17 protein-coding genes are annotated in these 19,761 nt (G+C 65.9%); 16 read left to right on the top strand and 1 reads right to left on the bottom strand.

Going from position 1 to position 19,761, the window contains the following annotated elements:
• The first annotated feature begins 68 nt into the window (after positions 1-68).
• The 7 genes from CQ017_RS16925 to CQ017_RS16895 are packed head-to-tail and all read left to right on the top strand — an operon-like array spanning position 69 to position 7,336.
• Positions 69-1,091: an ABC transporter substrate-binding protein gene (locus CQ017_RS16925; RefSeq protein WP_105554699.1), complete on the top strand. Its 1,023-nt coding sequence runs from the start codon at positions 69-71 to the stop codon at positions 1,089-1,091.
• Positions 1,088-2,011: a diaminopimelate epimerase gene (locus tag CQ017_RS16920; RefSeq protein WP_105554698.1), complete on the top strand. Its 924-nt coding sequence runs from the start codon at positions 1,088-1,090 to the stop codon at positions 2,009-2,011. Before CQ017_RS16925 ends, CQ017_RS16920 begins: the two co-directional genes overlap by 4 nt.
• Positions 2,004-2,849, top strand: coding sequence for a class I SAM-dependent methyltransferase (locus CQ017_RS16915; protein WP_258133779.1), 846 nt, complete (start codon positions 2,004-2,006; stop codon positions 2,847-2,849). Before CQ017_RS16920 ends, CQ017_RS16915 begins: the two co-directional genes overlap by 8 nt.
• 3 nt (positions 2,850-2,852) lie before the next feature.
• A complete protein-coding gene (locus CQ017_RS16910) occupies positions 2,853-4,148 on the top strand; it encodes an opine metallophore biosynthesis dehydrogenase (protein WP_105554697.1) in 1,296 nt (431 codons plus the stop codon).
• Positions 4,145-5,392, top strand: a complete 1,248-nt coding sequence (locus tag CQ017_RS16905) for an MFS transporter (RefSeq protein ID WP_105554696.1) — start codon at positions 4,145-4,147, stop codon at positions 5,390-5,392. The genes CQ017_RS16910 and CQ017_RS16905 overlap by 4 nt, the downstream gene beginning before the upstream one ends.
• Positions 5,389-6,513: an iron ABC transporter permease gene (locus CQ017_RS16900; RefSeq protein ID WP_105554695.1), complete on the top strand. Its 1,125-nt coding sequence runs from the start codon at positions 5,389-5,391 to the stop codon at positions 6,511-6,513. The genes CQ017_RS16905 and CQ017_RS16900 overlap by 4 nt, the downstream gene beginning before the upstream one ends.
• Before the next feature lie 28 nt (positions 6,514-6,541).
• Entirely contained in the window at positions 6,542-7,336 is a 795-nt protein-coding gene (locus tag CQ017_RS16895; RefSeq protein ID WP_105554694.1) for an ABC transporter ATP-binding protein, read from the top strand.
• A gap of 54 nt (positions 7,337-7,390) precedes the next feature.
• Here CQ017_RS16895 and CQ017_RS16890 read toward each other — a convergent pair whose 3' ends face one another.
• Complete coding sequence (locus tag CQ017_RS16890; protein ID WP_105554693.1) at positions 7,391-8,461, bottom strand: ribonuclease HI; 1,071 nt, start codon at positions 8,459-8,461, stop codon at positions 7,391-7,393.
• A 139-nt stretch (positions 8,462-8,600) separates the two neighbouring features.
• On the opposite strand from CQ017_RS16890, the gene CQ017_RS16885 reads away from it, so the two are divergent.
• The 9 genes from CQ017_RS16885 to miaB all read left to right on the top strand — a co-directional run bounded on the left by CQ017_RS16885 (position 8,601) and on the right by miaB (position 19,761).
• On the top strand, positions 8,601-11,516 hold the full coding sequence (locus CQ017_RS16885; RefSeq protein WP_105554692.1) for a DNA translocase FtsK: 2,916 nt from the start codon (positions 8,601-8,603) through the stop codon (positions 11,514-11,516).
• A gap of 4 nt (positions 11,517-11,520) precedes the next feature.
• Positions 11,521-12,132, top strand: a complete 612-nt coding sequence (gene pgsA / locus CQ017_RS16880; protein WP_105554691.1) for a CDP-diacylglycerol--glycerol-3-phosphate 3-phosphatidyltransferase — start codon at positions 11,521-11,523, stop codon at positions 12,130-12,132.
• A 15-nt stretch (positions 12,133-12,147) separates the two neighbouring features.
• Entirely contained in the window at positions 12,148-12,630 is a 483-nt protein-coding gene (locus CQ017_RS16875; protein WP_105554690.1) for a CinA family protein, read from the top strand.
• A gap of 198 nt (positions 12,631-12,828) precedes the next feature.
• The gene (locus tag CQ017_RS16870; protein WP_105554689.1) at positions 12,829-13,251 is read left to right on the top strand and encodes a helix-turn-helix domain-containing protein; all 423 of its coding nucleotides are present in this window, start codon (positions 12,829-12,831) and stop codon (positions 13,249-13,251) included.
• 76 nt (positions 13,252-13,327) lie between these two features.
• Positions 13,328-13,552: a DUF3046 domain-containing protein gene (locus CQ017_RS16865; RefSeq protein WP_096288099.1), complete on the top strand. Its 225-nt coding sequence runs from the start codon at positions 13,328-13,330 to the stop codon at positions 13,550-13,552.
• A 235-nt stretch (positions 13,553-13,787) separates the two neighbouring features.
• Positions 13,788-14,831, top strand: a complete 1,044-nt coding sequence (gene recA / locus CQ017_RS16860; protein WP_105554688.1) for a recombinase RecA — start codon at positions 13,788-13,790, stop codon at positions 14,829-14,831.
• Between the two features lie 98 nt (positions 14,832-14,929).
• Complete coding sequence (locus CQ017_RS16855) at positions 14,930-15,694, top strand: regulatory protein RecX (RefSeq protein ID WP_146112525.1); 765 nt, start codon at positions 14,930-14,932, stop codon at positions 15,692-15,694.
• Positions 15,695-15,828: 134 nt separating this feature from the next.
• On the top strand, positions 15,829-17,904 hold the full coding sequence (locus CQ017_RS16850) for a hypothetical protein (protein WP_105554686.1): 2,076 nt from the start codon (positions 15,829-15,831) through the stop codon (positions 17,902-17,904).
• A 345-nt stretch (positions 17,905-18,249) separates the two neighbouring features.
• Positions 18,250-19,761, top strand: coding sequence for a tRNA (N6-isopentenyl adenosine(37)-C2)-methylthiotransferase MiaB (gene miaB / locus CQ017_RS16845; RefSeq protein WP_105554685.1), 1,512 nt, complete (start codon positions 18,250-18,252; stop codon positions 19,759-19,761).

The raw sequence follows: 19,761 nt of genomic DNA, 5'->3' as shown, positions 1-19,761 counted from the left end.
GTTGGCTAAAAGGCGTACTCAGAGACCTAAGGTCCCCGCCCTGGCCGCACCGAATGGAGCAATGATCTATGAGAAGAATCAATCCTTGGATGGTGGCCATGCCCGCCGTCATCCTGGCCGTGGCCACCGCCTGCGCCGTCCCCGGCGGAACCGTGAACAGCGCGCAGAATGAATCGGCCGCCGGCAGCATCACCCTTGACAGCTGCGGCCGGGAGGTGGTGTTCGACGCGGCACCGCGCAGCGTGCTCGCGGTCGGTTCGGAGGCTCCGGCGCTGCTGTCCGCAGCTGGAGCCGGCGACAAGCTGACGCACTACGCTGGCAGCCTGGAGGTGCCTTTCGACGCGGCCACCAAGGCCGTGGTGGAGGACGCCGAGCGGATCACGGAGGACTCGCACGACGTCTCCTACGAGATGATCCTTGGTTCGGGAGTCGACGTGGTCATCGGCACCGATATCGCAGCCGGAGTCGATCTGGATTCCCTGGCCGAACGACTGGACGAGGCCGGGGTCCAGATGCTGACCGTGAGCGGCTACTGCGCCGGATTCGAAGACCGCTCCACCGGAGGAGTGAGCGGATTCGAGCAGATCTACCGTGACGTGCAGTCCTACGGCCAGTTGTTCGGCACCGATCAGGCGGCCGAGAATGCGGTGGAGGACATGCGCGAGCGTGTAGCGGCCGCCGCGGCGCGCGTTGAGCAGGGCAGCGGAGAGCGCGCGCTGTCCCTATACGTGCCGAGCGCCGGCGGCCTCGGATCCTATGGAGGGGAATCGCTGGTCTCGGAGCAGATGGAGCTGCTCGGCCTGGAGAATGCCTTCGGCGATGTGCCCAAGCGCTACTTCGACCCTTCCGCGGAAGAACTGATCGCCAGCGCCGCCGACAAGGTCTTCGCGATGTACCTGCCTACCGGTTCCTCGGCACTGGAAACCGACCAGGAGGTGCTCCAGGCGCTGCGCGATCGACCCGAGCTCGATGGCCTCGCTGCCATCGAGGAGGACGCGGCCGTGGTGCCGCTGAACTACTACTATTCCTCACCCGGCCCGCTGGCCGTGGACGGCGTGGAGCTGCTCGCGGACCGGTTGTCCGCCCCATGAGCCAGTCAGCACAGCTGCGCCGGACCCCGCGCCACACCGGCCGCCGGCACGCCTCCGCGCTGCCTGCACGTAGATACGCGCGTTCCACTGCGGCCAGGGGCACCACCGAAGTGGACTTCGCGAAGCTGAGCCCGACATCCAACACCACCGTGCTGGTCACCAGCCAGCATCCGCCCCGGCAGTACCGCACCATCGCGGAGCAGTTGTTGCGCGCCGAGCATCTGCATGCCGAACAGGTCGGGTTCATCTTGCCGGCGGAATCCTCCGCGGCGCAGTTGCGCCTGCACATGGCAGGGGACGAATTCTGCGCTAACGCCGCGATGGCGCTGGCAGCGCTGCACGCCTCGAGGCAGGGGCAGACCGGCCGGGTTGAACTCTTTCTAGAAGCCTCGGGCGCCGATCAGCTGCTGAGCTGCCGAGTCGAGCCCCGGGATTCGGGCTACCGCTGCCAGCTGGACAGCCCGCTGCCGCTGAGCATCGAACCCTACCCGTCCCCGGGAGCCCGCTCGGGAACGGCCCTGGTGCGGTATGCGGATTCGGTGCACCTTGTCATTGAATGCGCCGGCCACGGCCAGGGGCTGCGCGAGCACGCCGAACAGGCGGCTTTGCAGCTGGGCAATAGCGAAGGCGTCTCCGTTGCCGGGGTGATGCTCTACGATCCGGCGCGCGGGGCGCTGGACCCGCTGATCAACGTGCCCGCACTGGGCAGCCTGCTCTGGGAACGCAGCTGCGGCTCGGGAACCGCCGCGCTCGGCGCGTACCTGGCCGCGAAGAACCGCGCTCCGGTCTGCGCCAGCGTACGGCAACCCGGCGGCACCATGGACGTGGAAGCCGACTACGGCTCCGGAACGGTAACCGGGCTGCGGGTCGCCGGACACGTGGCCATCGTGGCCGAGGGGAGGGCATATATCCATGACTGAAATATCGATTGGCGCAAGCCCGGAACTGAGCTCCGGTGCGCAGGCCATGCTGGCCACGCTGCGCGGCTGCCTGCGCCACTTCAGCGCGGCGGCCGACGGCTACGACGGCTCGACCCGGCACGCTGGCGAGCTCGAGGAGCTGCTGGCGGACTACGCGCGCTTCGTCACCGATCCGGGCAACGTGACCCCCTTCGCCCAACTTGCCGCGGCCGCCGGCACGGATGAGCTGGTGGACCAACTGCGTTGCCAGTCGGCGCGCTGCGTGGCGGTCATCGAGAAGTACCGCGCGCTGCGGCTGCTGGAGGGGCAGGCGGGAGCGGAGGGATACTTTGCCAATATCGAATCCTGCATCGCCAAGGAATTCGGGGCCGTCGCGCTGACCGGGGATTCCAAGCTGTTGCTCGTCGGCTCGGGATCCTTCCCGATGACGCTGCTGAACGTCGCCTCACGCACCGGCGCGTCCGCGCTCGGGATCGACATCGACGCCGAGTCCATTGCGCTCGGGCGCCGGGTCGTGGCCCAGCTCGGTGAGGGCCTGGACATCGTGCTGGAGGAACGCGCGCTCCACGAGCTGGACTTCACCGCGCAGGCCACCCACGTGGTGATCAGCTCCACGGTGGGCGTGAAATACGAACTGTTGCACCAGATGCATGCGCTGACCCGCGAGGACATCGTGGTGGCCATGCGCTTCGGGGACGGGCTTAAATCGCTGTTCAACTACCCGATGCAGCAGGTCGACCCGGCGCTCTGGCGGCTGGTCGACATCATCCGCCAGCCGGACCAGGTATTCGACATCGCGCTGTACGTGAAGCAGCGCTCAATAGGAAAAGACGTTTAGCAGATGGACGAATTGGGAAATATCCTCATCGCCGGGACCGGTCCGGTGGCCGTGCAAAGCGCGGTGCTGCTCGGGCGGCTCCCCGGGACCCTGGGCCTTGCGGGCCGCGAATCGCAGCGCGCGGCGGCATTCTTCGCCGCGCTGGAGACAACTGCGGGCACCGTGCGCGCCGAGGTGCAGAACCTCGCCCACGCGGCACTGGCCGGGGAAGCACAGATCGAACACGTCTTCCACGGGTACGGATCGGTGGCCGGGGAATGGGACACGCTGCTCCTGGCGGTCACTGCGGATGCCTACCTCCCGGTGCTGCGCCAACTGGCCGGTGAGGTGCTGGCCGGGTTCGAACGCATCGTCCTGCTCTCGCCCACCTTGGGCTCCGGGTCACTGGTGCGCGAATACGCCAACGCCCGGGGCGCGGATCCGGAGGTGATCAGCTTCTCCAGCTACCTGGGCGACACCCGCTGGCCGCAGGGATACCCGGGCGCCGCGGTGTTGACCGCCGGAGCCAAGGCCCGCATCTACGCCGCATCGAATCGCGGCAGCTCGCCGGGACTGGAACGGCTGCGCGCCGTGCATGAGGCGGCGGGCACCGAGCTGGCGGTGCTCGGCCTGCCAGCCGAAGCCGAGGCGCGGAATATTTCGCTGTACGTGCATCCGGCGCTGTTCATGAACGAGGTCACGCTGCGCGCCGTGTTCGCCGCGAAGCCGCCGACGCAGTACGTCTACAAGCTCTACCCAGAGGGGCCGGTCACCCCATCCATGATCCACGCCATGGTCCAGCAGTGGCGCGAGCTTTCGGCCATCATCGCCGCGCTGGGCGGGAAGGGAGTCAACCTGCTGGCCTTCATGCTCCAGGACGGCTACCCGGTCCACCCGCAGAGCATCGACCCGGAGCAGGTGGCGGCATTCGAGCAGCTGCCGGCCATCCACCAGGAGTACCTCGTCTACGTGCGCTACGCCTCGCTGCTCGTGGACCCCTTCTCCGAACCGGATGCCCACGGGCGCTACTTCGACTTCTCCGCCATTCCCATTCGGCCGATCTTCCGCAACGACGCAGGCCGCTGGGACGTGCCGCGGATGCCGAGGGAAGACTACTACCGCACCAAGATCATCCAGGGCCTCGCCCGGCACTTGGCGGTGCCCTGCCCGACGATCGACCGCCTGCTGGCCGCCTACGAGAGCGCGCTGACGCAGGCGGCGCATGCACTGGGCACCCAGCCGCGCTCCGCGGCCTTCGCCGTGCAGGACTTCGGCGAAGACCTGGGCATGATCCGCGCCGGGATCGGAAGCGTCGCATGAGCCGGGCCGAACTGGACACCACCGGCAAGCTGCCCGGCGAGCGGAAGATCATCGCCGAGATCTGGCCCGCCCTGCTGGCCTCGGCCGTGGGCCTGCTGCCCTTCACCGTGCTCTCCACCTTCCTCGTGCCGATCGCCGACTGGGCCGGGGCCGGCTATGCCGAGGTCGGCTCGCTGCGCGGGCTGGCCGGCGTCGGCGCGGTGCTCACCGGCGTTGCGCTGGCCCCGCTGATCGGGCGCATCGCCCCGGGACGGGTGGCCGCCGCCGCGCTGGCGCTGCTGGGGATCGCCGCGGTGCTCGGGACCTTTTCCGGGCTCGCCGCGCTGGCCGCCTTCTGCCTGGCCACCGGCATATCCAACGCGCTGCTCTACCCGGCGCTGTCCACCGCCGCGGCGGACCGCTTCGGGAATACTCCCACCGCGGGCCGCGCCGCCACCCTGGTGATGACCGCCCAGACCCTGGCCTCCACGGTGGGCGCACCGCTGCTGGTGCTGCCGGCACTGTGGTGGGGCTGGCAGGGGAACCTCGTAGCCATCGCCATCGCCTCCTTTGCGCTGGTGCCCGCACTGCTGCGCTACGGCCGGATGGAATCTGTGGCGGGGCAACCGGCCCAACCGGCCCCGCGGTTGGGCTACCTGGCCGCCTTCCGCTCGTTGGCCGCCATCCCCGGGGCACGCGCCCTGCTGCTGGTCTCCTTCGGGCGGGCCGGCGCGCTCATGGGGCACCTGGCCTTCCTCGCCCCGCTGTATGCAGACAAATTCCAGCTATCCACCGGCTGGTTCGCCTTCGTCTGGTCGCTGAGCGGAGGATCCTTTTTCCTCGGGCATCTGCTGGCCGGACGGATGCTGAACGCCGAGGACTCCGAGCGGCGCACCCGGGCGGTGATGGGCATCGCCTTGGCCGCGGCGCTGCTGGCCCTGCTCGGGGTGTACCTTTCCCCGGTGCTGCCGCTGGCGATGCTGTGCACCTCGGTGCTCTCGGCCAGCCACGCGGTGGTCTCCGCCGCGGTGATGACCCTGCTGGTGCGCCGCTGCGCCGAAGTGCGTGGCACCGCGCTGAGCCTGAACGCCGCCGGCATGTCCCTGGGCTTGTTCCTCGGCGCGGGTGCCGCCGGGGCGGCGCTGGGTACGGCGGGGTATCTGGCCGCGGCCGCAGTGCTCGGCGGGTTCACCCTGCTTGCCCTGATTGCCGCGCTGACGCTGCGCACCGCAACGAATGACGAATCGATGGAAAGGCAGCCATGACCCAACTGGATCCCGCGCTGGGCGAACCGCGCGGCGCAACACCACCGGCGGCGCCGCTGGTGTTCACCGGAGACGACCTGGAGCACGGCAAACGCACCCGGCACACCTGGCTGTGGATCGCCGGGCTGCTCGGCGCGCTGCTGATTACCCTGCCGGTGGCCGTGGGCCTCGGGCCGGTGGCCATCGAGGCGGGCACCGTGATCCAGATCCTGCGCCAGCATCTGACCGGCGGCCAAATGATAGGCGCCTGGACCGACTCCGAGGAATCCATCGTGCTGCTGCTGCGCGGGCCCCGCGTGCTGCTGGGCGCGGCCGTCGGCGCCGGGCTTGCGCTGGCCGGGGTGGCCCTGCAGGCCTTGACCCGAAATATCCTGGCCGAACCCTACCTGCTGGGGGTGACTTCCGGGGCGTCCACGCTGTCGGCGGCCTCGATCCTCTTCGGGAGCGCGGCCGGCATCGGCTCGGCTTCGCTGGCCGGCAGCGCCTTCGCTGGGGCGCTGGCCGCCGGGATTGCGGTATTCCTGCTGGCCCGGGTCGGCTCGCAGATGACCTCCACCCGGCTGGTGCTCGCCGGGGTGTCCGTGGGCTACGTGCTGCACGCGCTGACCTCGCTGCTGATCTTCGCCTCCGATGACCCGAATGCGGGCCGCTCGGTGCTCTTCTGGACGCTCGGCTCGCTGGGCCAGGCCACCGTCCAGTCCGCGCTGCTCACCTGGGCGGTGGTGCTGGGCACCTTGGTGCTGCTGCTGCTCTGGTCCCGCCCGCTGGATGCGCTGGCCATCGGCGATTCCACCGCGCAGACGCTGGGGATCTCCCCGGCGAAGCTGCGCGCGGCGGTGATGGTGGTGACCGCGCTGTGCGTGGGCGCGCTGGTCGCGGCCTCCGGCGGCATCGGATTCGTCGGGCTGATCATCCCGCATATCGCCCGGCTGTGCGTGGGCTCCACGCACCGCAAGCTGCTTCCTGTGGCCGCCCTGCTCGGCGCGATCTTCCTGGTCTGGGCCGACGTGCTCGCCCGCACTTCCATGGCCCCGCAGGAGCTGCCGCTGGGCATCGTCACCGCCCTGCTTGGCGCCCCGCTGCTCTTCGTGCTGGTGCGCAAGCTGAACCCGACCCAATGACAACCAATCACCCGAAGGGGCATAAAGCATGATCACAGCCACCGATGTATCCGTGGGCTACGGCGGCAAACTGGTAGTGAAATCCGTCGGCCTGCATGCCGGGCAAGGCGAGGTCGTCGGGCTGATCGGCCCGAACGGCAGCGGCAAGTCTACCTTCCTGCGCACCCTGTATGCGGCGCTGCGCCCGCGCGCCGGGCTGGTCACCCTGGACGCGCAGCCCCTCGAGGAGCTGCGCGGCACCGAGCTGGCCCGCCGGGTGGCCGTGGTCGCGCAGGAGACGCCTACCGACCTGCCGGTGACCGTCGCCGACATGGTGCTGCTCGGCCGCGCCCCGCACCGCAAGGCGTTGGCGGCCTTCACCCGCGAGGACCACCAGGCGGTGGCCGCGGCGCTGAGCCGGGTCGGGGCACGGGATCTGGCCGACCGCCGCTACGCCACGCTCTCGGGCGGGGAAAAGCAGCGCGTGCTGGTGGCCCGCACGCTGGCCCAGCAGGCGGACCACCTGCTGCTGGACGAGCCGACCAACCACCTGGACATCCGCTACCAGCATGAGCTGCTGCGCATGGTCGGGCAGCTGGGGGTCACCACCGTGGTCGTGCTGCACGACCTGAACCTGGCCGCCCGCTATTGCACCAAGCTGGTTATGCTCGAAAACGGCCAGGCAGTGGCCAGCGGCACTCCCGAGGAGGTGCTCACCCCCGAGCTGCTGCTGCGGGTGTACGGGATCCACGTCGAACCGTTTTCCGTGCGCGGCGCCCTGCAGCTGGTCTTCAGCATGGCCGATGAGCATTCCGAGCCGCAGTCCCCGGCGGCGGTGCGCTAGCACCGCGGCGGAATCCGCCGGTTCCAGCCCCGAGGCAGGTAGGCAACTTCCGGCTCAGTCCCGAGGGCTGGCGAATGCTTGGCGAATCTCTGCAATCCGGGACATCAGCGCTGCTTCGACCTGTTCGCGCGGACGTTTTGAAGCCGCCCGACCGGCCCACGCCAGTTGATCCGCTCCTTCATTCAGCTTTTCTCCGCTGTGCCCTTTGACCAGTTCAAAGGCAACCTGCGATTCGGTGGAGTTCCATGCCTGCAGGAACCGGTGCTTGGAGTCCTCGCTGATGCCGCAATAGCCGGTCGCGCACCGGCCATCAAGGGCCAGCGCCTGGGCTACACGATAGGCATCGGCAGAATCAGTATGGATCGTTGCGCTGGCCGGTCCGGTGGTCGCGAGGTATTCCAGCGCCACGACCAGCGCAGCAAATTCGAGCATGCTGATCGTGTCGAAGGATTCCCCGGCGTAGAGGATCGCGTCCCCGTGTTCGCTGAGCAGTGCGACCGCACAAGCGCCGGTGGGATCGGTTGAGGCATCGACCGCCAGGGCGATGCGCGATGGCGTTTGTGAAGCGAGATCCCAATACTCCGGTTGCCACTGCTGAGGCGCCGGATCGTGTTGGGGATGGTGTCCCCGAGGCGGAATGGCCATCGGCATATCCAAGACGCTTCCTGCCTGGAGCGCGGCGCTGGTCTGAAGCTGCTTCGCGAGCTCCACTTCCCGATGCACCACGCCGGATGCTTGATTCACGTCGTTCAGTCCTCGCGTCACTGCGAATCCGGCCTCTTGGAGATATCTGGGCAGGTACCAATGCCTCTTCGGAATCGAAACCCAGATACTGGATTTGTGCTGCGCTAGCAGCTGCTCGAAGTGCTCGATGATTTCGACCAATGGCCGCGGCGAACTGGACTGCCCCTGGTGCGTGGACACGCGCTGATGCTCGTCGCGAATGGCGATCATCCAGTAGATATGCTCCGCGCTGCCGGCGATTTCGGGCGTCGTCCACGCAATAAAAGCCGCATGGAATGCCGACGCGAGATGGTCCGATGTCGGCGCGCACGGAATCGAGGCGGCACGCGGGCGTCGTTCAAGCAGTGCCGTGGATTGCTTGCTCTCAACAAGATCAGCCATGAACAAAGTATCTCGGTGCCCACCGACATTTAGGTTCGACCCCGGAGCAATTCCACGTGATGAGTATCTAGCTGGCGCCAAACCCCGTCGAGACGTGTAAATTCGGCCGGTATCCGGTAGGTGGAGATACCCTAGAACTATGGCCTCACGCACCCAGTCGCAGGGGGCGAAGAAGCCGACGACGCGCAAACCGCGGACGTCGGGCGCTTCGCCTGCCAAAAAAACTCCCGAGAACCCGGAACAGGATCTCGCTCTTCCGCTGCGCGCAATTCGCAGCATGTGGATGGGCATCGCCCGGATCTTCGGCGGCGCCTTCCGCCGGATCGGCGCCACCGTCCGGCCCGACTTCGAGCTGCGCCGCGACGGAACCGGGCTGTTCCTGACGCTGATCGCGATCACCGTCGCCATCGTCGAATGGTGGGGGCTGCGCGACGTGGGCTGGTTCGGCCGCGGAGTGCACTCGGTGGCCGGCGGCTCGCTGGGGTTCATGGCGGTGCTGCTGCCGGTGGTTTTGGTCATCGGTGCCTTCCGCCTCTTCCGCCACCCGGAAGCGGATTCGGCCAATAACCGGATCGGCATCGGGCTGTTCATGATGACCATGGCCGGATCCTCCTTGGCCGCCCTGGCCAATGGTTCGCCCGCGGTCACCGACGACTTCGCGGCGCTCTGGGCCGCCGGCGGCATGGTCGGCTCGATCCTGGGCACCCCGCTGGGCCTGCTGATCTCGGTTCCCGGCGCGATGGCCGTGCACATCTTCTTCCTCGTGCTCTCGCTGCTGGTCGTCACCGCCACCCCGCCGCTGCAGATCGCTTCGCGGGTGCGCATCGGCTATAACCGGCTGCTCGGCCAGGATCCGCACCGCGAGCGCAGCGCGCCGACCGTGGCGCAGGCCCCGGTGCTCGATCCGAACTCCGAGTCGCACGACCAGTCCTACCTCTACGCGGACGCGGAGCAGGAAGCGCCGGCTCCGAAACCCAAGAAGAAGAACTTCTTCGAACGCCGGGCCGAGGCCAAGCGCGTCTCCGAGGTCTACAACGTGGACGGCGAGACCGGCGACGAGCGCACCGGCGACGTCGCCTACGACAAGGCGGTGATCGAACCGAACGAACCGGCCACCAACGCGCTGCCGGTCACCGACGTCTACGACGCGGATTCCACCGCCACCCAGGCGATCTCCCGGCCCGCCGCCGAGGCCAAGCCGGCGGCGCCCGCCGGACCGCCGCCCGGAGTCAAGCGCCCCACCAAGGCCGAGACCGAGATGGCCGCGATCATGGACCAGGTGGGCCTGGGCAATGCCGAGCCGGAACTGGAGACCGACGCGATCCCGACCGTCGCGGTCAACCACACCCGCCCGGCCCCGGCGCTGGCCCCCATCCCGCAGCGCACCGAACAGCTCCAGCTTTCCGGAGATGTCACCTACACGCTGCCGCAGGACGACTTCCTGCCCGCCGGCCCGCCGGCCAAGGAAGCCTCCGAGGCCAACGAGGCCATCGTCGCGGCGCTGACCAATACGCTGCAGCAGTTCAAGGTGGAGGCCCACGTCACCGGCTTCTCCCGCGGCCCCACGGTGACCCGCTACGAGATCGAGCTGTCCCCGGGCACCAAGGTGGAAAAGGTCACGGCGCTGTCCAAGAACATCTCCTACGCGGTGGCCTCCTCGGATGTGCGCATCCTCTCGCCGATCCCCGGCAAGTCCGCCATCGGCATCGAGATCCCGAACACCGATAAGGAAATCGTCGCCCTGGGCGATGTGCTGCGCTCGAATAACGCGCGCAAGACCGAGCACCCGATGGTGATGGGCGTGGGCAAGGACGTCGAGGGCGGCTTCGTCGTGGCGAACCTGGCCAAGATGCCGCACCTGTTGGTCGCCGGTGCCACCGGCGCCGGCAAGTCCTCCTTCGTGAACTCGATGATCACCTCCATCCTGATGCGCTCCACCCCGGATGAGGTGCGCATGGTGATGGTCGACCCCAAGCGGGTGGAGCTCACCGCCTATGAGGGCGTGCCGCACCTGATCACCCCGATCATCACCAACCCGAAGAAGGCCGCCGAGGCGCTGCAGTGGGTGGTCCGCGAAATGGACACCCGCTACGACGACCTGGCGAACTTCGGCTACAAGCACATCGACGACTTCAACAAGGGCGTGCGCGCCGGCAAGGTGATCCCGCCCGAGGGTTCCAAGCGCGTGATGAAGCCCTACCCGTACCTCTTGGTGATCGTCGACGAGCTCGCCGATTTGATGATGGTCGCCCCGCGCGACGTCGAGGACTCGATCGTGCGCATCACCCAGCTGGCCCGCGCCGCCGGCATCCACCTGGTCCTGGCCACCCAGCGCCCGTCCGTGGACGTGGTCACCGGGTTGATCAAGGCCAACGTGCCCTCGCGCATGGCCTTCGCCACCTCCTCGGTCACCGACTCCCGCGTGGTCCTGGACCAGCCCGGAGCGGAGAAGCTGCTGGGCCAGGGCGACGCGCTCTTCCTGCCCATGGGCACCTCCAAGCCGATGCGCGTGCAGGGCGCCTGGGTCACCGAATCCGAGATCCAGCGCGTGGTCACCCACGTGAAGGGGCAGCTGACGCCCGAATACCGCGACGACGTCACCCCGGTGGCCGAGAAGAAGAAGCAGATCGACGAGGACATCGGCGACGATCTGGAGCTCTTGCTGGCGGCCACCGAGCTGGTGGTCACCAGCCAGTTCGGCTCCACCTCGATGCTGCAGCGCAAGCTGCGCGTCGGCTTCGCCAAGGCCGGACGGCTGATGGACCTGATGGAATCGCGCGGAGTGGTCGGCCCCTCGGAGGGCTCCAAGGCCCGCGATGTGCTGATCCAGCCAGATGACCTGCCGATGGTGCTGGCCGCCATGCGCGGGGATGACGGCGCCGCCCACCAGGCCAGCGCCGCCGAGCAGGCCCTGGTCGACGAGGCCAACGTGAACCACGCCGAGCCGGTGGACCTGGTCGCCGAAGACCTCGCCAAGCGCGAGACGGCCACCGAGTACTACGACGAAGCCGACGAACCGGGCGAGGACGCCTGGGACCTGACAGGAAGAAACTAAAGCCATGAGCGCGCACGCCCCGCAGCCGGAGGACTCACCGGCGCACGCCCCGGTCCCGAACCTGAATATCGCCAACGTGCTGACCAGCATCCGCATCCTGATGGTGCCCTTCTTCGTCTGGGCCCTGCTGGCCGACGACCGGGAGCAGGGGCTCTGGCGCTGGGTGGCGCTGGGGCTGTTCGTGGTGGCCATGTACACCGACAAGCTCGACGGGGACCTGGCCCGCAGCCGCGGGCTGGTCACCAACTTCGGCAAGATCGCGGACCCCATCGCGGACAAGCTGCTCACCGGCTCCGCGCTGGTGGTGCTCTCCATCCTCACCGAGCTGCCGTGGTGGGTCACCATCGTGATCCTGGTCCGCGAATGGGGCATCACCCTATTGCGCCTGGTGGTCATCCGCTACGGGGTGATCGCCGCGAATATGGGCGGCAAGGTCAAAACCGTGATGCAGGCGGTAGTCATCGGCCTCTACCTGCTGCCGTTCACCCACACCATCTCCTGGCTGCACACCACCGCCTGGGTGCTGATGCTGGCCACCGTCGCGGTCACCGTGCTCACCGGGCTGGAATACCTGTGGAAGGCCGCCAAGCTGCGCGCCGCCGCCAAGGCCAACTAGCAAAGGTTCAAATTCATGGAACACCACGGCGCCGCGGTGATCGCCGCGGCGATCGCCCAAGGCAAGCAACTTGCCACGGCCGAATCGCTGACCGCGGGACTGATCGCCGCCACCCTGGCCGAGATCTCCGGGGCATCGGCCGTGCTGCGCGGGGGAGTGATCAGCTACTCCACGCAGGTGAAGGCCGAGCTGCTCGGCGTGGATACCCAGCTGCTGAGCGAGGTCGGTTCGGTGGATGGCGAAGTCGCCCGGCAGATGGCGGTCGGGGCCCAGCGCGCCTGCGCGGCGGACCTGGCGGTTTCGGCCACCGGTGTCGCCGGGCCGCAGGCCCATGACGGCAAACCCGTAGGCACGGTCTTCATCGGCTGGGCGCACGGCGAGGACTCCGGATTCGTGGCCCACCACTTCGTCGGGGACAGGGCGCAGATTCGCGAACGAAGCGCGCAAGCTGCAATCAATCAGCTAGCTGCCATTTTGGATAAAGCTTCTTCACAGTAAGAGGCGAGATACTATTATTCCCCTTGATCTTCACAATAATCCGTCTAAATGTGGCGTATGTCGCATATTTGTGATTAGGGTAAGGTGTCGGGAACAAAAGCGTATAACTTGATGTTGTACGAATTGAAGGGCCGCAAGGTCTGGCTCTTCGGATAAGAAGCATCTTTCGAGAAGGACCTAGGAGTAGAGGCTATACACATGGTGAAGCAACCCGTAACTGTCAATGGTGTCGTCCGTTGGCGCGATATGGGAGACGCCCATTCGGTCCAGCCCGAGAAGGAGGAACACAAAATGGTAGTACTCCGACATGAAATCGGTGACGTCCTTCGCGATGTTCGCCAGCGCCAGGGCCGAACCCTGCGCGAGGTTTCCCATAGCGCCCGCGTTTCGCTTGGATACCTATCCGAGGTCGAGCGTGGACAGAAGGAGGCATCCTCCGAGCTGCTCTCCTCGATCTGCACCGCGTTGGAGGTGCCGCTGTCGTTGATGCTCCGTGAAGTGTCCGATCGCATCGCCTTGGCCGAAGGCGTGGTCATCCCGGACACCGTTCCGCTGGATCTGACCAACGAGTTCGCCATGGACGTCGATGGACGCAACGGCAAACCTCTGGCATCGGTTTAACCCCGACCTAAGTTTTCGACCCGAGGGCCTTCGCAAATGCGAGGGCCCTCGTGTTATGCATGGAAGAATACAACTCGTGAAAAACAGTGAATTCTGGCGGAACATGGATCATGAATTCGGTTCGGGCTACTCGCACATGCTGGCCGACTCGCTCGCGCTGACGGAGCTGGGCAGCCTCAACGCCACCCAGGCGCTACGCAAGGGAATCAAGCCCAAGCAGGTGTGGGAAGCGATCTGCCGCGCGCAAGATGTCCCGCCCGAGCGCTGGCTCGGCATGGACATCGAGCCCAAGGAAGCCTAGCCGCACGCGGCGAAGGCGCCCCCGGCGTCTTCGAAGAAACGAAATATTCGAAACACCGCGCCGCAATTTCGAACATCTGTTCGGATTAGGTTATTCTAGAAACAACAGCACGAAGAGTTTGTCCACACCTCGGGCCCAAGCGGTCTAAAGTGTCGGTTGGCGCTCATACTGTCTAGATACAGTACAAAGATTGATTGGCAGGTCGCGCGATGGCCTGCATGACCAAAGGTGAACCATGGCAAGTAATGATCGGGAAAAGGCTCTCGAGTCCGTTCTGGGCCAAATCGACAAGGCTTTCGGCAAGGGCTCGCTCATGCGTCTGGGTGACACCACCCGCGCCGCCGTTGAGGTCATCCCCACCGGTTCGGTGGCATTGGACGTCGCGCTGGGCATAGGCGGACTGCCTCGTGGCCGTGTCGTAGAGATCTACGGCCCGGAATCCTCGGGTAAGACCACCCTCGCACTGCACGCGGTAGCCAGCGCTCAGCGCGGCGGCGGCGTGGCGGCCTTCATCGACGCCGAGCACGCACTGGACCCTGAATATGCCAAGAAGCTTGGCGTGGACACCGATGCGTTGCTGGTTTCCCAGCCGGACACCGGTGAGCAGGCCCTGGAAATCATGGATATGCTGGTGGGCTCCGGCGCGCTGGACATCATCGTGATCGACTCCGTGGCGGCCTTGGTTCCACGCGCCGAAATCGAAGGCGAAATGGGCGATAGCCACGTGGGCCTGCAGGCACGTTTGATGTCGCAGGCGCTGCGTAAGATCACCGGTCGCCTCTCAAACTCGAAGACCACCGCGATCTTCATCAACCAGCTGCGTGAAAAGATCGGCGTCTTCTTCGGCAGCCCGGAAACCACCACCGGTGGCAAGGCGCTGAAATTCTACGCCTCGGTGCGCATCGACATCCGCCGCATTGAAACCCTCAAGGAGGGCACCAACGCCGTCGGCAACCGTACCCGTTGCAAGGTCGTCAAGAACAAGATGGCCCCACCCTTCAAGCAGGCCGAATTCGACATCCTCTATGGCCATGGCATTTCCCGCGAGGGCAGCCTGATCGATATGGGCGTCGAGCACGGCATGGTCAAGAAGTCCGGTGCCTGGTTCACCTACGACGGTGACCAGCTGGGCCAGGGCAAGGAAAACGCACGCCGCTTCCTGCGTGACAACCCAGATCTGGCCAACGAGCTGGAACGCCAGATCCTGACCAAGCTGGGCATCCTTGACACCGGAGAAGAAGGAGAGGCCGACCTGCGAATCGTCGAGGGCGATAAGTAGTGGCCTCAGGCTTTCAGAAACGTAGCGTCCGACCCGGATCGAGATCCGGGTCGGACGCTACGTCCGTCTCCGCGCAGTTTCAGGGCGACTTCGACCAAATGCCGGATTGGGCCAAGCCCACCGAGCAAGAGCTGGAAGAGCTAAAAGAACCTGCGCCCAAGCGCGCCGCACGCCCCGCCAAGTCCAGCCAGCGAACGCAAATACTGCAGGGCACCGCCGAACCGGCGAAACCGCAAACCGTCGATGAGCTTCGCGCCGCGATGGACAGCATCCTTGCCAATAACGCCCCGGCAGCCGAAAGCCCTAGCAAAAAAGAACGCCGGCAGGCCAGAGCCGAACGCCGTGCAGCACGCGCATCGGGCGAACCGGAAGAGCTCAGCGATGACCAGTGGCAGGAAAAGGCCCGAGGCATCATCTTGCGGCAGCTCACCGCGAGCGACAAAACCAGCAAACAGCTCAAAGACAAGCTGCTGGAAAAGGAATGCCCCGAAGACATCGCCGACGAGGTCCTCGAACGCTATGCCGAACTGAACCTGGTCGATGACGAGCGCTTCGCGAAATCCTGGGTCGTCGCCCGGGCCCGTTCCCGCGGCCTCGCCCGAGGCGCCATCCGCCACGAGCTGCGCAGCAAAGGCATCGAAGACGAGGTCGCCGCCGAAGCGCTGGAGCAGATCGACGACGAAACCGAGGAAGCGCGCGCCCGCGAACTGGTGCGCGCCAAACTACGCCCGGCCTCCATGGGCCTGGACCGCGACAAGGCGCTGCGCCGGCTGGTGGGAATGCTCGGGCGCAAGGGCTATCACGGCTCGATGGCCTTCAAGGTGGCGCGCGAAGAATGGGAAGAGCGCTACGGAGCCCGGTAACTGTGTTCTGCAACACCGCCCCACCCGCCGGGCAATTCAGCGAGCGCCGGTCCTTCGCTTGGTAGATTAAGACCTCGGCACGGATACCGGAGCAAGCCCACGTTGCCGCGTTCCGAATAAATAGGGGAAGAAATATGGCCGTGTGGCATGGCAGCAACTGGCAGCTTGAAGAACCCATCGACTCGCAAACCGTCCTCGGCGTCACCTTCGGAACTGGTCTGCTCGATGAGGCGCTGGAGAATACGGGCAGCCTCGCCACCATCGTCGCGGTCATTCGCGCGGAGCTGGCCCGCCCGGTGGAACTGGGCCCCGGCCGCAGCTCGCTGCCCGAAGTGTTTGTGCGCGTGGCCAGCGACACCACCGACCTCACCGTACGCGGTGACAGCCTCACCGTTGCCGAAGCATGGAAACGCCTGCCCGCGCTCTTCGCATCCGCGGCCATCCCGGCCGGCACCTTGCCCATCCAACACGAAAACACCTTCTGGCCAGCCGACGTTCTGCAACGCACGGGAAAGAACGCTGCGGCACTAACCGCGTTGCTGGCCTACCCCGAACAGCTCGAAACACCGGCCCGGGAGACCTTCGCCCGGCTCAACCCGTACTCCGAGCGCACCCCGGCGGTCTTCTATACCAATGACGCTTCGCTCATCGGCCACGTCTATCCGGTGCGCACCGATCCGGTGGGACGCATGACCGCAACCTGGGCCGATGGCACACCCAAACGGCATGGTTCCCAGAATCCCTCCGCGCGATTCGCGACGCTCGATCCGTTCAGCCAACCGGCTGCAGGAAACAGCACCGGCGCTGTGCACGGAAACAATTCTCCGGTCGCTCTCTCGGTTTTGGTCCCACGCTCCGCGGCCGGATTGCTGGCCTCCCAGATACTCAAACGCCAGTTGGCCCAACGCGCCCAAGACATCGTCAACGGGCAATTGAATGTCGGGGTAGAACATCTCGGCATGGGCGAAGACTTCTGCGCGATCTTCCACCTGAGCCACATGCTCGACGAACAGCAGCGTCGGAAGCTGATCCGCGACTTCGCCACCTCAACGTCGCTGATTCCGGATGCCTGGATCGCGGACATGATGGCCTACGCCGGGGATGCAGTCCCGGCACCGATGCAGCGAACACGAGCCGTACTCGGGATGGCACCGGATGGCAGCCCGCTGGAAAGCGACATCCGCGAGATCATTATCCGCGCCTCCGGTACTCTGCATGCGGCCGTCGATCCAGATGACCTGCTAGCCGGGCACAGTCCCAAGCACACGGAATCGACGACCGAGATTTCCGTGGAGGTATTCAACGCTCTGTCCCTGCCAGCCGTTGTATGGCCGCACCGCTACAAGTCCTGGGCCCCACGCGGCTTTAAAGGCGGGCCGTTCGCACCGATTCCACCGCTGGTGGTGGGACGTGACTCAATCTTCATGGAGCACTGGCAGCGGATGAAACGTCCGGGCTCCACGGCAGGCAACGCCGTAGAAACCGCAAACCTACTCGCGGTTCTGGAAGACTCGCTGGGCAACATGTTCATCCTCGATGAAAAGCTGCGCATGGTCACCATCTACCCGCAGCTTTACCTCTTCACAAAATCTCTGCGCAAACGTGTCGCGCAACGCGTCGCTGCCGCCACACCTCGGTTGCGCGTCGCGTCACGGCTCACCCAAGCCGACGCTGCGCACTGGCGCAAGCGCCGCAGAACCGGGCTTGGCCTCATGTGGGGCAGCATTGCGGCCGTCGGCGGCGCGCTGATTGGCGCCGCCGTGATCCAGGGAGTAGCCGAACGCGCGGCGGGCCCGGTCTTCGAACGGCTGAACATCACCGAACCGGCCGAACTGGCCAACGGCACCGTCCTGACCACCTCGGACTTCGAGATCAGGCATCCCACCCTCGAACGCCAAGAGTACGTGGTGAGCGTGGACGTGAATATCTGCGCGGGCGAGGACACCAAGACTGATGGCGTCGCCCCGGATACGCAACGCCGGATTTCACCCAATGACTTCACGATGCTCAACGACGGCTACGTCTATGCGGAATTGGTCCCAACCCCCAATCAGCTGGATGAACGCGTGCTGGCTCCGGGCGAATGCGCCGCCGGTTCGCTGACTTTTGAAGGGGGTTCCTTGACATACCCGCGTCTGGCCTATGAGAACGCGATGGACGATGACGTCGTCTGGTACAGCTACGGCAGAGTGCCCGAACAGTTCAAATAGGATTTCCCGAGCCGGACCCGCAACAAGACCGGCACGAAATGAACCGAGCCCGTAGGCCGGCCGGGGTCTCCGGCAATGCTTCCGTTGCCTGTGGAGTAACCGTTACCGCATAGTTCTCGTGCGCTGGGTGAGGCTCGCCGATTTGTTCGTACACGTAGGAGCGACGATTTCGCCTGTTCGGGAATTCGCGGAAACTAGCGGAATCCGGTTCCTGGGATTATGTCATTGCTGCAGGGTTCCCGCACCGTGCGCTAAGCACAAGTTGGCATATTTCGTCCTAGGCATGCCTACGTTTCCGCGCCCTTCAAGATTCGGTAACCTTGAGGGGTGAGTGAGTTCGACGAGATGACCCCAGCAGATACCGAGAATCCATCGCGCACCTACGAGGTACGCACCTACGGTTGCCAGATGAACGTGCACGATTCCGAACGGCTCTCCGGGCTGCTCGAAAGCGCTGGCCTTGCCCGCAAAGCCGAGGCGGACGACGACGAAGCGGCGGACGTCGTGGTGTTCAATACCTGCGCGGTCCGTGAAAATGCTGACAACAAGCTCTACGGCAACCTCGGAATGCTCAAAAGCGTCAAGGACCGCCGACCGGGAATGCAGATCGCCGTTGGCGGCTGCCTCGCGCAGAAAGACCGCGAAACGATCCTGAAGAAGGCCCCCTGGGTGGACGTCGTCTTCGGCACGCACAATATCGGTTCGCTGCCGGCCTTGCTGGACCGCGCCGAACACAACCAAAAGGCGGAACTGGAGATCCTCGAATCTCTGGATGTCTTCCCTTCCACGCTCCCGACCCGCCGCGAATCGGTCTACGCCGGTTGGGTGTCAATCTCGGTTGGCTGCAACAACACTTGCACCTTCTGCATCGTGCCCGCGCTGCGCGGCAAGGAACGCGACCGCCGCCCGGGAGAGATCCTCGCCGAAATCGAGGCGCTGGTCGCCGACGGGGCGATCGAGGTGACCTTGCTGGGACAGAACGTGAACTCCTATGGCGTCGAATTCGGCGACAAGCTGGCCTTTGGCAAGCTCTTGCGTGCCTGCGGCGAAATCGAAGGCCTGGAACGGGTGCGCTTCACCAGCCCGCACCCTGCCGCGTTCACCGACGACGTTATCGACGCGATGGCCGAAACCCCGAATGTAATGCCGCAGTTGCACATGCCGCTGCAGTCCGGCTCCGACAAGGTCCTCAAGGACATGCGCCGCTCCTACCGCTCGAAGAAATTCCTCGGCATCCTGGACAAGGTGCGCACGCGCATCCCGCAGGCGGCGATCACCACCGACATCATCGTCGGATTCCCGGGCGAAACCGAGGAAGACTTCCAGGCGACTCTCGACGTGGTCGAGGCATCGCGTTTCTCCACCGCCTTCACATTCCAATACTCCAAGCGTCCGGGCACCCCTGCCGCCGAGCTGCCCGACCAGTTGCCCAAGGCAGTGGTGCAGGAACGCTTCGAGCGGCTCACCGCACTGCAGGACCGCATCGCCAAGGAAGAAAACGCCAAGCAGCTCGGGCGCACCGTGGAAGTCATGGTCACCGAGCAGTCCGGACGCAAGTCCGAGGAAACCCACCGCCTGGCCGGCCGCGCCCAAGACCAGCGGCTGGTGCACTTCTCCGTACCGCAAGGCGCCGATCAGCCACGCCCAGGCGATCTGGTCACCGTGCCGATCACCGAGGCCGCGGCCTTCCACCTCGTCTCCGATCCGACGCTCGAGGAGTATTCGCTGCGTCGTTCGCGAGCCGGCGACGCATGGGACCGAGCGCAAGCCGAGAGCTGCGCGGTGCCTGCCGCCGGCAGCGGCGGCGCGGCAAGCCGAACCAACCTGGGCATGCCAACCTTGAAGGCGCGCAGCTAA

It is taken from the genome of Arthrobacter sp. MYb224, assembly GCF_002975455.1.
Taxonomy (GTDB): Bacteria; Actinomycetota; Actinomycetes; order Actinomycetales; family Micrococcaceae; genus Glutamicibacter.
This window is presented reverse-complemented; position numbering and strand designations above follow the sequence as displayed.